Origin of the sequence: Rhodovulum viride, from assembly GCF_003265965.1 — a bacterium.
In the GTDB taxonomy this organism is placed as follows: Bacteria; Pseudomonadota; Alphaproteobacteria; order Rhodobacterales; family Rhodobacteraceae; genus Rhodovulum; species Rhodovulum kholense.
Window position 1 is genome coordinate 1 of record NZ_MUAV01000163.1, and the last position, 567, is coordinate 567.

The 567-nt window shown below is 68.3% G+C and carries 1 protein-coding gene; it reads left to right on the forward strand.

What is annotated here, in order from left to right; all coding sequences use genetic code 11:
- On the forward strand, positions 1-567 hold a 567-nt coding region (locus BYZ73_RS23210), incomplete at both ends, for a hypothetical protein (protein WP_220086891.1).

Below are 567 nucleotides of genomic sequence, written 5' to 3' on the forward strand. Positions count from 1 at the left end.
GGGTCGGCCGCTACGAGCTGATGGACGCCTGGGACATCGCCCGCGATCTGCTGGAACACCACACGCCAGTTCCGGCCGAGTTCATCGACGCCGCCGCCTGGCAGGCCGAGGCCGAGACCTATCTGACCGGCTACACCTTCTCGCGCACCGTTCCCAAGCCGACCGCGGTCAACACGCTGCTGGGCGAGCTGGTCCGCGACGGCACGTTCAATCTCTGGTGGGACGAGCGCGCGCAGCGGATCATGCTGAAGGCGGTGCGCCCCGAGGCCGCGACCGTCGTCCTTTCCGACAGCGACCATGTCGTCGCGGGCTCGCTGTCACAGGCGCGCGAACCCGACGAGCGGATCAGCCGGGTCTTCATCTATTACAACCCCGAGGACCCCACGAAATCGGACGATCCCGACAATTACCGCTCGATGCGCGGGCGGGTCGAGCCCGACGTCGAGGCCGAGGCCGGTGGCGCCGATATCCGGTCGAAGACGATCTATTCGCGCTGGATCACCACCGACGCCCAGGCCTACGAGCTCTGCCAGCGCCTGCTGGCCCGGTTCCGGACGACGCCGCGCT